Source organism: Streptomyces parvulus (assembly GCF_014648855.1).
Taxonomy (GTDB): Bacteria; Actinomycetota; Actinomycetes; order Streptomycetales; family Streptomycetaceae; genus Streptomyces; species Streptomyces parvulus.
This window is the reverse complement of the sequence record NZ_BMRX01000008.1, coordinates 144,071-156,926: the sequence shown is the minus strand read 5'-3', so window position 1 is coordinate 156,926 and position 12,856 is coordinate 144,071. Positions and strand designations below refer to the sequence as shown.

10 protein-coding genes are annotated in these 12,856 nt (G+C 74.1%); all 10 read left to right on the top strand.

Going from position 1 to position 12,856, the window contains the following annotated elements; all coding sequences use genetic code 11:
* Positions 1–87: 87 nt before the first annotated feature.
* Positions 88–936 (top strand): 16S rRNA (cytidine(1402)-2'-O)-methyltransferase, encoded by an 849-nt coding sequence (rsmI, locus tag IE108_RS16920; protein ID WP_064728335.1) that lies wholly within the window; start codon positions 88–90, stop codon positions 934–936.
* 151 nt (positions 937–1,087) lie between these two features.
* Positions 1,088–1,525, top strand: a complete 438-nt coding sequence (locus IE108_RS16915) for a hypothetical protein (protein ID WP_064728334.1) — start codon at positions 1,088–1,090, stop codon at positions 1,523–1,525.
* Positions 1,526–1,566: 41 nt separating this feature from the next.
* Positions 1,567–2,505, top strand: coding sequence for a TatD family hydrolase (locus IE108_RS16910; protein WP_064728333.1), 939 nt, complete (start codon positions 1,567–1,569; stop codon positions 2,503–2,505).
* A 101-nt stretch (positions 2,506–2,606) separates the two neighbouring features.
* Positions 2,607–3,872, top strand: coding sequence for a resuscitation-promoting factor (locus tag IE108_RS16905; protein WP_064728332.1), 1,266 nt, complete (start codon positions 2,607–2,609; stop codon positions 3,870–3,872).
* Between the two features lie 60 nt (positions 3,873–3,932).
* The gene (rsmA, locus tag IE108_RS16900; protein ID WP_064728331.1) at positions 3,933–4,793 is read left to right on the top strand and encodes a 16S rRNA (adenine(1518)-N(6)/adenine(1519)-N(6))-dimethyltransferase RsmA; all 861 of its coding nucleotides are present in this window, start codon (positions 3,933–3,935) and stop codon (positions 4,791–4,793) included.
* Between the two features lie 7 nt (positions 4,794–4,800).
* Entirely contained in the window at positions 4,801–5,697 is an 897-nt protein-coding gene (locus IE108_RS16895; RefSeq protein ID WP_064728330.1) for a 4-(cytidine 5'-diphospho)-2-C-methyl-D-erythritol kinase, read from the top strand.
* Positions 5,698–5,758: 61 nt separating this feature from the next.
* Positions 5,759–7,576, top strand: a complete 1,818-nt coding sequence (locus IE108_RS16890) for an ABC-F family ATP-binding cassette domain-containing protein (RefSeq protein WP_064728329.1) — start codon at positions 5,759–5,761, stop codon at positions 7,574–7,576.
* A 276-nt stretch (positions 7,577–7,852) separates the two neighbouring features.
* Positions 7,853–9,649, top strand: coding sequence for an outer membrane protein assembly factor BamB family protein (locus IE108_RS16885; protein ID WP_064728328.1), 1,797 nt, complete (start codon positions 7,853–7,855; stop codon positions 9,647–9,649).
* Positions 9,650–9,728: 79 nt separating this feature from the next.
* A complete protein-coding gene (locus IE108_RS16880) occupies positions 9,729–11,606 on the top strand; it encodes an outer membrane protein assembly factor BamB family protein (protein WP_189397683.1) in 1,878 nt (625 codons plus the stop codon).
* 216 nt (positions 11,607–11,822) lie between these two features.
* Positions 11,823–12,497: a helix-turn-helix transcriptional regulator gene (locus IE108_RS16875; RefSeq protein WP_064728326.1), complete on the top strand. Its 675-nt coding sequence runs from the start codon at positions 11,823–11,825 to the stop codon at positions 12,495–12,497.
* Positions 12,498–12,856: the final 359 nt, after the last annotated feature.

The window sequence follows — 12,856 nt, the reverse complement described above, 5'->3', positions numbered from 1 at the left end:
CCGCGCTGTGCGCGTCCCGCGCATGGGCCCCACCGGTCCGATGCGTCCCGGAGAACCGCGCCCGTCACGCCCTGGGAGGATGGGAGCGTGACTGGAACCCTTGTACTGGCGGGCACCCCCATCGGCGACGTCCGGGACGCCCCGCCGCGGCTCGCCGAGGAACTGGCCGGCGCCGACGTGGTCGCCGCCGAGGACACCCGGCGGCTGCGCCGGCTGACCCAGGCGCTCGGCGTCACCCCGCGCGGGCGTGTCGTGTCGTACTTCGAGGGCAACGAGTCCGCCCGCACCCCCGAGCTGGTCGAGGAGCTGGCGGGCGGCGCGCGCGTGCTGCTGGTCACCGACGCCGGGATGCCGTCGGTGTCCGACCCCGGCTACCGGCTGGTCGCCGCCGCCGTCGAGCGGGACGTCCGGGTCACCGCCGTGCCCGGCCCGTCGGCCGTGCTCACCGCGCTGGCGCTGTCCGGGCTGCCCGTCGACCGGTTCTGCTTCGAGGGCTTCCTGCCCCGCAAGGCGGGCGAGCGGCTGACCCGGCTGCGCGAGGTCGCCGGGGAGCGCCGGACCCTCGTCTACTTCGAGGCGCCGCACCGCCTGGACGACACCCTCGCCGCGATGGCCGAGGCCTTCGGCGCCGACCGCAGGGCCGCCGTCTGCCGCGAGCTGACCAAGACCTACGAGGAGGTCAGGCGCGGCGGGCTCGGCGAGCTGGCCGCGTGGGCCGCCGAGGGGGTGCGCGGCGAGATCACCGTCGTCGTCGAGGGCGCCCCGGACCGGGGCCCCGGGGAGCTGGACGCGGAGGAGCTGGTGCGCCGGGTGCGGGTGCGCGAGGAGGCGGGGGAGCGGCGCAAGGAGGCGATCGCCGCGGTGGCCGCGCAGGCCGGGCTGCCGAAGCGGGAGGTGTTCGACGCGGTGGTGGCGGCGAAGAACGCGGGGGCCTGAATCCGGCCGTGTTTGACCCGTTCCTGACCTTGCGGGCCCTTCCGCCAAGGACAGCCCAAATCGGCTCAAACACTCGGCACTGCCTGGTGCTTTCCGACCGGTGGAGGAGTCCACTGAAGGAAGGAAAGGCGAACGAACCGAAGGAGCCGGGATGAGCATGAGTGAGAGCGCGGCGCGGACCGGGACACCCTCCGGGGCGATGTCCGTCGTCCACGAGTCGTACTCCTTCGCCTGCATGCGCTGCGGGCACGGCTGGGAGCAGTCCTTCGAGATAGAGCACCGCAAGGACGCCGACGGCCACGAGTACGTGCGCTACGTCTGCGACGGCCGCGTCGTGCCCTCCCCGCTGACCCGGCCCGCCTGCGCCAACTGCGACAGCCACGTCGTGCGGATCATGCGGGCGGGGCGGGTCGCCTCGGTGCGCGGCACCGACCACGGCCCGCACCGGGTCCCGGCCGCCGGCCCCCTGGAGGTGCCGCCCGTGCCCGAGACGCCCGGACCGCGGGCGGCGGGCCTCTCCGCCGGACGCCGGCACTGGCACCTCGGCGACCTGCTGCACGCCCTGCACCTCCACCGCCGGGCGAGCTGACGCCCTCGGGGAGCGGGCCGGGGCTTTCGTAGGATCGGGGCATGCCTTCGAACACCTCGGGCCGCACCACACCCTCGGGCCGCTCCGACAAGAGCGACGCGCCCCCGCTCCCCGCGCCCCTCGGAGTGCCGGTCGCGGACTCGCACACCCACCTCGACATGCAGTCCGGCACGGTGGCGGAGGCGCTCGCCAAGGCCGCGTCCGTCGGCGTCACCACGGTCGTCCAGGTCGGCTGCGACCTCGCCGGCTCACGCTGGGCGGCCGAGACGGCGGCGGCGCACGACGCCGTCCACGCCACCGTCGCCCTGCACCCCAACGAGGCGCCGCGCATCGTCCACGGGGATCCTGGGGGCACCTCCCAGCCCCCTGGGGCCGGGGGAGGCTGGTCCCGGCAGGGGGCTCGGTCAGGCGGCGGGGACGCCGCGCTCGACGACGCCCTCGCGGAGATCGACCGGCTGGCCGCGCTGGAGCAGGTCAAGGGGGTCGGCGAGACCGGCCTGGACTACTTCCGCACCGGCCCCGAGGGCAAGGAGGCGCAGGAGCGCTCCTTCCGCGCCCACATCGAGATCGCCAAGCGGCACGGCAAGGCCCTCGTCATCCACGACCGCGACGCCCACGACGACGTCCTGCGCGTCCTCAAGGAGGAGGGCGCCCCCGAGCGCACCGTCTTCCACTGCTACTCCGGCGACGCCCGGATGGCCGCGGTCTGCGCCCGCGCCGGGTACTTCATGTCCTTCGCCGGCAACGTCACCTTCAAGAACGCCCAGAACCTTCGCGACGCCCTCGCGGTCGCGCCCGCCGAGCTGGTCCTGGTGGAGACCGACGCGCCGTTCCTGACCCCCGTGCCCTACCGGGGCCGCCCGAACGCCCCCTACCTCGTGCCGGTCACCGTGCGGGCGATGGCCGCGGTGCGGGGCGTCGACGAGGACACCCTGGCGACCGCCCTGGCCGCCAACACCGCCCGCGCCTTCGGCTACTGACCGGCGGCGCGCGCCACGCTGCGTAGTCGCGTCGCTTTGGAGAGTGACGGGTGCTCCGCTAGGTTCTGGGGGCCCGATCCGGACCCCTGGAGCGTGTCGGCGTGAGCAGAACGCAGTTCGAGACCACCGAGGTGTACCGGGCACGGGACGACCTCGCACCGTACGACGTGCACAGCGCGCCGACCCTGCCCTACGGCGCCGTCCTGCCGTCCGCGCGCACACCCGGCGACGGGCGGGCCGACCGGCGGCGCCGGGCGCGCGAGGCCACCCGCGGCGACGGCCCGCTGCGCCGGCTGCTGCCGCGCGCCCTGGTCGTGGCCTTCCTCGCGGGCGGCACCACCGCCTTCGTCGCCAAGGACAAGGCCGTCGAGCTGACCGTCGACGGGACGCCGCGCACGCTGCACACCTTCGCCGACGACGTGACCGAACTGCTCGCCCAGGAAGGCGTCGAGGTCGGCGCCCACGACGTGATCGTGCCCGCCCCCGGCACCCCGCTGACCAGCGGCGAGGACGTCGCCGTGCGCTACGGGCGGCCCGTCCTGCTCACCCTGGACGGCCACCGCCGCCAGGTGTGGACGACCGCGGAGACGGTGGACGGCGCGCTGCGCCAGCTCGGCGTCCGGGCCGAGGGCGCCCACGTGTCCGCCGAGGGCTCCCGGCGCATCGGCCGCGAGGGCCTCGCCCTGACCGTGCGCACCGAGCGGGTCGTGACGGTCATGGCCGACGGCCGCGCCCGCACCGTCCGCACCAACGCCGCGACCGTGCGGGAGGCGGTCGAGGCGGCCGGGATCACCCTGCACGGCGAGGACACCACCTCGGTACCCGCCTCCGGCTTCCCCCGCGACGGCCAGACCGTCACCGTGCTGCGGATCACCGGCTCGCGGGAGGTCCGCGAGGACCCCGTCCCCTTCGACGTGCGGCGGGCGGAGGACTCCTCGCTGTACCGGGGCACGGAGGTCGTCCGCCAGGCCGGGCAGCCCGGGCTGCGCCGCACGACCTATGCCCTGCGCACCGTCAACGGCGTCCGGCAGAAGCCGCGCCGCCTCGGCACCGAGCTGGTGCGCGAACCCCGCGCCCAGATCGTCCTGGTCGGCACCCGCCCCCGCCCCACCTCCGTGGACGGCGCCGACCACCTGAACTGGCCGGGCCTCGCCGCCTGCGAGTCCGGCGGCCGCCCGGACGCCGTCGACCCCTCGGGGACGTACGGGGGCCTCTACCAGTTCGACGCCCACACCTGGCGGAGCGTCGGCGGCGAGGGCCGCCCCCAGGACGCGACCGCCGCCGAGCAGACCTACCGCGCCAAGCGGCTCTACGTCCGCACGGGCACCGGCTCCTGGCCCCACTGCGGGGCCCGGCTGCGGGGGTGAGGGACGGCTGCCGCCCACGACCCCGGCGGAGCCGCTCCCGGCCCCGGATACCCTTGCCGGGTGAGCAGCCCCACCCCCGACGCCCTCCTGGGCCCCGCCGACGTCCGCGAACTCGCGGCGGCCCTCGGTGTGCGCCCCACCAAGCAGCGCGGCCAGAACTTCGTCATCGACGCGAACACGGTCCGCCGGATCGTCCGCACCGCCGAGGTACGCCCCGACGACGTGGTGGTCGAGGTGGGACCGGGTCTCGGCTCGCTCACCCTGGCCCTGCTGGAGGCCGCCGACCGGGTCACCGCCGTCGAGATCGACGACGTCCTCGCCGGCGCCCTGCCCGCCACCGTCGCCGCCCGGATGCCCGAGCGCGCCGACCGGTTCGCGCTCGTCCACTCCGACGCCATGCACGTGACCGCGCTGCCGGGCCCCGCCCCGACCGCGCTGGTCGCCAACCTGCCGTACAACGTCGCCGTACCCGTGCTGCTGCACATGCTGGAGACGTTCCCGAGCATCGAGCGCACCCTCGTCATGGTCCAGGCCGAGGTCGCCGACCGCCTCGCCGCCGGACCCGGCTCGAAGGTGTACGGCGTCCCCTCCGTGAAGGCGAACTGGTACGCCGAGGTCCGCCGGGCCGGCGCCATCGGCCGCAACGTCTTCTGGCCCGCGCCCAACGTGGACAGCGGCCTGGTGTCACTCGTGCGGCGGACCGAGCCGCTGAAGACCACCGCCTCCCGGCGCGAGGTCTTCGCCGTCGTCGACGCCGCGTTCGCCCAGCGCCGCAAGACCCTGCGCGCCGCCCTCGCCGGCTGGGCGGGGTCGGCGGCCGCCGCCGAGGCCGCGCTCGTCGCCGCGGGCGTGTCGCCGCAGGCGCGCGGGGAGGCGCTGAGCGTGGAAGAGTTCGCGCGTATCGCCGAACACAAGGAGTGACGAGCAAGTGAGCGTGACGGTCCGCGTCCCCGCCAAGGTCAACGTCCAGCTCGCGGTCGGCGCCGCCCGCCCCGACGGCTTCCACGACCTCGCCAACGTCTTCCTCGCCGTCTCCCTGTACGACGAGGTCACCGCGGCCCCGGCCGCCGACGGGCTCCGCGTCACCTGCGAGGGCCCCGACGCCGCCGAGGTGCCCCTGGACCGCACCAACCTCGCCGCCCGCGCCGCGCTGGCCCTCGCCGAGCGGTACGGCCGCCCACCCGACGTGCACCTGCACATCGCCAAGGACATCCCGGTCGCCGGCGGCATGGCCGGCGGCAGCGCGGACGGCGCGGGCGCGCTCCTCGCCTGCGACGCGCTGTGGGGCACCGGCGCCTCCCGCGACGAACTGCTCGCGATCTGCGCCGAGCTGGGCAGCGACGTGCCCTTCAGCCTGGTCGGCGGCGCGGCGCTGGGCACCGGGCGGGGCGAGCGGCTGACCGCGCTGGAGGTCGGCGGCGAGTTCCACTGGGTGTTCGCGCTGGCCGCACGCGGGCTGTCGACGCCGGCCGTCTTCCGGGAGTTCGACCGCCTGGCCGAGGGCCGGGCGATCCCGGAGCCGGCCGCCGACCAGGCCGTGCTCGACGCCCTCGCCAAGGGCGACCCCACCGCCCTCGCCGTGGCCCTCACCAACGACCTCCAGCCCGCCGCGCTCTCCCTCTTCCCCGAGCTGGGCGACACCCTCGCCGCGGGCCGGGCGGCGGGCGCGCTGGCGGCGCTGGTCTCGGGGTCGGGCCCCACGACCGCCTTCCTCGCCACCGACGCCGGGGCGGCCTCCGACATCGCCGGGGTGCTGCGGGCCTCGGGCACCTGCCGCGACGTGCGCACCGCGGTGGGGGCGGCGGCCGGGGCGACGGTGCTCTGACCCGGGCACCCGGCGGCCGGGACTACCCTGGAGGGTCGATCGACCCCCAGGCAGGAGAGAAATGGCCGTCAATCTGGTCAATGTCGAGAACGTGAGCAAGGTGTACGGCACCCGTGCCCTGCTCGACGGCGTGTCCCTCGGCGTCTCCGAAGGGGACCGCATCGGCGTCGTCGGCCGCAACGGCGACGGCAAGACGACCATGATCCGGTTGCTGGCCCGGCTGGAGGAGCCCGACACCGGCCGCGTCACCCACTCCGGCGGACTGCGGCTCGGCGTGCTCACCCAGCACGACTCCCTGGACCCCGAGGCCACCGTCCGGCACGAGGTCATCGGCGACATGGCCGACCACGAGTGGGCCGGCAACGCCAAGGTCAGGGACGTGCTGACCGGTCTGTTCGGCGGGCTGGACATGCCGGGCTTCCCGCAGGGGCTCGACACCGTCATCGGCCCGCTCTCCGGCGGCGAGCGGCGCCGGATCGCGCTCGCCAAGCTGCTCATCGAGGAACAGGACCTGATCGTCCTCGACGAGCCCACCAACCACCTCGACGTCGAGGGCATCGCCTGGCTCGCCCGCCACCTGCGCGAGCGCCGTTCCGCGCTCGTCTGCGTGACGCACGACCGGTGGTTCCTCGACCAGGTCTGCACCCGCATGTGGGACGTCCAGCGCGGCGACGTCTTCGAGTACGAGGGCGGCTACTCCGACTACGTCTTCGCCCGCGCCGAGCGCGAGCGCATCGCCGCCACCGAGGAGACCAAGCGGCAGAACCTGGTCCGCAAGGAGCTGGCCTGGCTCCGCCGCGGCGCACCCGCCCGCACCTCCAAGCCCCGCTTCCGCGTCGAGGCCGCCAACGAGCTGATCGCCGACGTTCCGCCGCCCCGGGACAGCAGCGAGCTGATGAAGTTCGCCTCCTCCCGGCTCGGCAAGACCGTCTTCGACCTGGAGGACGTCACCGTCCAGGCCGGCCCCAAGGTGCTGCTCAAGCACGTCACCTGGCAGCTCGGCCCCGGCGACCGCATCGGCCTGGTCGGCGTCAACGGCGCCGGCAAGACCTCCCTGCTGCGGGCCCTGAGGGACGCCGCCCGCAGCGACGGCGAGGAGCAGCCGGTGAGCGGACGGGTCCGCGTGGGCCGGACGGTCAAGCTGGCCTACCTCTCCCAGGAGGTCGCCGAACTCGACCCCACCTGGCGGGTGCTGGAGGCGGTGCAGCGCGTCCGCGAGCGCGTCGACCTCGGCAAGGGCCGCGAGATGACCGCCGGGCAGCTGTGCGAGACCTTCGGCTTCGGCAAGGAGAAGCAGTGGACGCCGGTCGGCGACCTCTCCGGCGGTGAGCGGCGGCGGCTCCAGCTGCTGCGCCTGCTCATGGACGAGCCCAACGTCCTCTTCCTCGACGAGCCCACCAACGACCTCGACATCGAGACGCTGACCCAGCTGGAGGACGTCCTCGACGGCTGGCCCGGCTCGATGATCGTCATCTCCCACGACCGCTTCTTCGTCGAGCGGACCACCGACCGGGTCTTCGCCCTGCTCGGCGACGGCGCGCTGCGGATGCTGCCGCGCGGCATCGACGAGTACCTGGAGCGCAGGCAGCGCATGGAGGAGGCGGCCGCGGCGGCCGTTCCCGCCCCGGCGCGCGGGCCGGCCCCCGCCGGCCCGTCCGAGAAGAGCGCCGCGGACGTGCGCGCCGCCAAGAAGGAGCTGCAGAAGATCGAGCGGCAGCTCGACAAGGTCTCCGAGTCCGAGACCAAGCTGCACGCACGGATCGCCGAGAACGCCACGGACTTCGCGAAAGTGGCCGAACTGGACGCCGAGCTGCGCGAACTGACCGCCCGGCGCGAGGACCTCGAGTCGCGATGGCTGGAACTGGCCGAGGACGCCTAGCCCTTGGCCGACCGCCGTCCCGCGTGCGGGGGGCGCGGGTGGTGTGAAGGGGGCGTGCAGGCGCGTAACAGAGCCATCACGGGCCGGTTCTCCCTTGGGAACAGGGGAGGACGCGGCCCGGTGGCCTGTCGGCCGCGGGTGATAGAAAGGCCGTCCGAGGAGTGTCTCGGAGGACGGTCCGCGGACCGTCCGGACGAACGCCTGATACGACCCCGGGGGCAGCGCGTACCCCTGGTCGTGGCTAAAAATCAGTGAGTCATAAGGGGGAACGCGCTGATGAGCCAGCCGCCCAACCAGCCGCCGCAGCCGGGTGGCTTCGGAGCACCGCAGGATCCACCGCCGGGAGGCTTCGGGGCACCGACTCCGCCGCCCCCGCAGGGCCCGCCCCAGACGCCGCCGCCCCCGCAGGGCCCGCCGTCCGGGCCGCCGCCGCAGCCGGGCTACGGCTATCCGCAGCAGCAGCAGCAGCCCGGCGGGCCGGGGCCCTACGGGCAGCCCGGGCCGTACAACTCCGGCCCCTACGGCCAGCCGCAGCAGCCGGGTCCCTACGGTCAGCAGCCCGGCTACGGCTACCCGCAGCCGCAGTACCCGGGCGGCCCCGGCACCCCGCCGCCCGGCGGTCCCGGCTCCCGCAACCCCTTCAAGGGCAAGCCCGCCCTCGTGGTCGGCGCCGCGGTCGCGGCCCTGCTGGTCATCGGTGGCAGCGTGTGGGCGGTCACCGCGAACGGCGGCGACGACAAGGACAAGAAGCCGGTGGCCGGCAAGAGCGACGACCCGAAGCCCTCCGGCTCCGGCGGCGAGGCCCCGGTCAACCCGGGCGACGGCAGCGGTGACGGCGGCGAGGACCCCGAGAACCTCAACGAAGGCCGCCAGGCGGGCGAGTCCAAGGTGCTCTGGTACAAGGAGGCGCCCGACGCCCCCGGTTCCGGCGCCGACGCCAACGGCATGTGGATCACCGACAAGGCCGCGGTGAAGGCGGCGTACAAGCAGGTCTTCGCCTACGACGTCGCCGACGGCAAGCCCAGCTGGGACCCGATCGCCTTCCCCGAGAAGATCTGCGCGGTCACCCCGGAGAAGACGGCCGACGACAAGATCGTCGTCGCCTACATGAGCGGCTCCAGCGACCGCGCCAAGTGCAACAAGCTCCAGGAGATCGACCTCGCCACCGGCGCGAAGGGCTGGACGGAGGAGGTGGCCGACGGCGAGCTGTTCGACTCCACGCTCTCCGTCGAACTCTCCGTCAGCGGCACCACCCTGATGGTCGGCCGCTCCCAGTCCGGCACCGCCTACGACGTCACCAGCGGCAAGAAGCTGTACGACAAGAAGCGGTACGGGGACGCCTGCTTCCCCGCCGGGTTCGCCGGCAGCGCGAAGAAGCTCGTCCAGGTCGCCTCCTGCGGCGCCGGCGGCAACAACGCGCACGACGAGATCCAGGGCCTCGACCCGAAGACCGGCAAGGTCCTGTGGACCTACAAGTACGACAAGGACTGGCGCGTCGCCCGCGCCTACTCCGTCGACCCGCTGGTCGTCTACGCCACCAACGAGGACAAGAAGGTCTGGAACATCTCCACCTTCACCTCCGGCGGCAAGGTCCTCGAACAGGTCGGCGTCGACGAGGACTTCGCCCCCGAGTGCGGCTGGGCCATCCTCGAACGCGACCTCCAGGGCTGCTCCGGCGTCGCGGTCGCCGACAACACCCTCTACCTGCCGACCGAGGCGACCAGCGGCGCCAACGAGATCGTCGCCATCAACCTCGCCACCGGCAAGGAGAAGTGGCGTACCAAGTCCCCCGCGGACGAGTCGATGATGCCGCTGAAGGCCGAGGGCGGTCAGCTCATCGCGTACGTCAAGCCGTCCTACGACGCGGGCGGCCAGGTCGTCTCCATCCCGACCGGCGGCAGCGCCCACCAGCCGGCCAAGCTGCTGCAGAACCCGCAGGGTGTCGCGGACATCGAGAACAGCTTCTACTCCAAGGACATCGACTGGGTCGACGGGCGGTTCTACATCTCCAGCACCCGCCTGACCGGGAACGACGAGTCGAAGGAGAAGTTGATGCTCGCCTTCGGCAAGTGACCTTCTTCTCCCGCCCGCCGCGTTCCCGCCCGCCCCGTCCCCCGTCGTCCCCGCTCCCGCTCTCCGAGGTACACACGCCATGACCCAGCCGCCGCCCCCGCCCAACCAGCCCCCGCAGGGCGGAGGGTTCGGCCCGCCGCCGGACCAGCCGCCGTCGAACCAGCCGCCGCAGCCGCCCACCCCGCCCGCGGGCGGCCCGCCGAACCTCGGGAAGGGCCCCCAGCCCGGGTACGGCTACCCGCAGACGGCCCCGCAGGCGCCCGCGGCCCCGCCCACCCCGCCGGCCGGTCCGCCGCAGCCGCAGCCGGGCTACGGATACCCGCAGACTCCGCCGCAGCCCCAGCCCGGGTACGGCTATCCGGGCCAGCAGCCTGGCCAGCCTGGCCCCTATGGGCAGCCGACGCCGGCTTACGGGCAGCCCGGGCAGCCGCCCGGGTACGGCTATCCGCAGGCGACCGTGCCGATGCAGCCCCAGCCCGGCGGGCCCGGCGGCGGACGGAAGATCAACGCGCAGCTGGCGATCATCGTCGCGGCCGTCGTCGCGATCGCGCTGATCATCGGCGGCGGCGTCTGGTACTCCAAGTCCTCCGACGACGGGGGCAAGGACGACACCGCCAGTTCCAGCGGAGGCACCGGCGGCAAGGGCGGCACGGACGAGAAGGGCGGCGACGGCGGCGGATCCGGCGCCGGCACGGAGAAGGTCCCCTCCGACCCCGCCGCCAAGGTCCTCTTCCAGGTCCCCGCGCCCCCGGTGAGCAAGGACGACAGCAGCGTCGTCGTCTCCGGCTCCTGGCTCACCGACACGGTGTACGCCAAGAGCGGCGTCGCCGAGGTCGCCGGGTACGACCCGGACAAGGGCAGCAAGAAGTGGGCGATCAAGCTCGCCGGTCCGGTCTGCGCGGCCAGCCGGCACGTCACCGACGACAACAAGACGGTGATCATCCACCAGCCCGCCATGCCGACCAAGGCCGAGCCCTCGCACGGCTGCACCCAGGTCGCCGTCCTCGACCTGGACGCCGGCAAGACCGTGTGGACGAAGACCGCGGGTGACCAGCCGATCAACTTCAGCAACGTCACCATCAGCGGCGACACCGTCGCGGCCGGCAGCACCGAGGGCGGCGTCGGCTTCGGCATCGCCAAGGGCGACATCCTGTGGTCCCCGAAGGCGACCGACTCCTGCTACGACGCCGGGTACGGCGGCGGCGAGAAGCTGGTCGCGGTGCGCAAGTGCGGGTCGTACGACGCCCGGCAGCTGAACATCCAGACCATCGACCCGAAGAGCGGGAAGGTGATCTCCGAGTACAAGATGGCGCAGGGCATCGAGTACGCGGGCGTCGTCTCCACGAACCCGCTGGTCGTGGCCGCCGACGTCGGCGACTCCGCCGGTGACGGCAGCGGCATCTCCGACTTCTTCTCCATCGACAACAAGACCGGCAAGCTGCTCACCCGCATCTCGGCCCCCGGCGAGCAGTTCGCGGCCCGCTGCGACACGATCACCAAGATCGAGAACTGCACGGGACTCGCGGTCGGCGCGAACCGGCTCTACATCCCGACCGAGGAGCACGAGGGCAGCGGCGAGTCCTACAGCCGGACCAACGAGGTCGTCGCCTTCGACCTGGCCACCGGCAAGCAGACCGGCCAGCGGGCGGACGCCGGCGAGGACTACACGATCACGCCGCTGCGCATGGACGGCGGCAACGTGATCGCCTACAAGCGGCCGCCGTACGACAAGGGCGGGCAGATCGTCAGCATCGACGGCGGGACGTTCAAGCAGACGACGCTGCTGGAGAACCCGGCGACCGAGGCGGTGCGGGACGTGGAGGCGAGCATGTCCCCGGACTACTCCGAGATCCTCTACTCGCAGGGGCACCTGTACATGTCGCAGGTGTTCGCCAGCGAGCCGACCAGTGCGGACGAGAAGGAGTACCTGGCGATCGGGTTCGGCACCAGCGGCTGAGTCCGTCCGCGCGCGCGGCCCCGTTCCCCGTCCCGGGGGCGGGGCCGTCTCGCGTCTCACGTCTCGGGGGGCGGGGCCGTCTCGCGTCCCGCGCCCCGCGTGCGCGCGGTGCGCGGACTTCTGTCGATCGGGGCGGTTCTTGCCGGTAGGGGCAGCGCGAGGTGGCACCAGCGTGTAGCTTCCGGGGGACTGGGAGGGTGACTGGGGGGTTGCTCCATGGGAGTACGGCTCATGGTGGTCGACGATCACCGACTGCTCGCCGAGGCGCTGGCCTCGGCGCTGAAGCTGCGGGGGCACCGGGTGCTGGCCGCGGCGGCGCCCGCCGCGGGGGCGGCGGAGCTGGTGATCAGCCGGGCGCCGGAGGTGTGCCTGCTCGGGACGGCGGCGCCGGCGGAGCCGGGCATCTTCGATCCGGTGGTGCGGATCAAGCGGGAGCGGCCGCAGGTGGCGGTGCTGGTGCTGGGGCCGGTGCCGAGCCCCCGCGGTATCGCGGCGGCGTTCGCGGCGGGGGCGTCGGGGTACGTGCGGCACGACGAGCGCATAGAGGGCGTGGAGCGGGCGATCATGAAGGCGCGGGCCGGGGAGGCGGCGGTGGCGCCGGGGCTGCTCCAGGGGGCCTTCGGGGAGCTGCTGAATCCCGCGGCGCAGCCGGACGACGAGGGGGCCCGGCTGCTGCAGATGCTCACGCCGAGGGAGGTAGAGGTCCTGGTGCGGGTGGCCGACGGCGAGGACACGCGGCTGATCGCGGCGGGGATGGGGATAGCGCCGTCGACGGCGCGGACGCATGTGCAGCGGGTGCTGATGAAGCTCGGGGTGGGGTCGAGACTGGAGGCGGCGGCGCTGGCGGCCCGGACGGGGTTGCTGGACCGGGCGGGGCCCGCCGGGGGTTGAGCGGGGTGCCTGCGGCGGCCTGTGGCTGCTTCGGTGGGGGTGCGTGTAGCGCGGTGCGTGGTGTTTCGGGTCGGGGGTGCGCCGGGGGGTGTCCGTCCTCGGAACGGCGCGGAATCGGTGGCTCAAGATGGGCGGGGCGTTGACGCGCCAACCGCTGCGGGCGGACACCCCCCGGCACACCCCCTTCTCGCCGTACGCGGCCAACCCGCCCTCGCTACCGCGGGCAGTCGTGCCGCTGGGGCGGCACGGGTGGGCGCGGGCGGCACCCCGCTACGCCGGGCTGCGTCACCCACCCCGGCGCCCGCACCCACGCCGGGCGTCATACGAACTCCGGGTCGCGTCCCCCCCCCCCCCCCCCC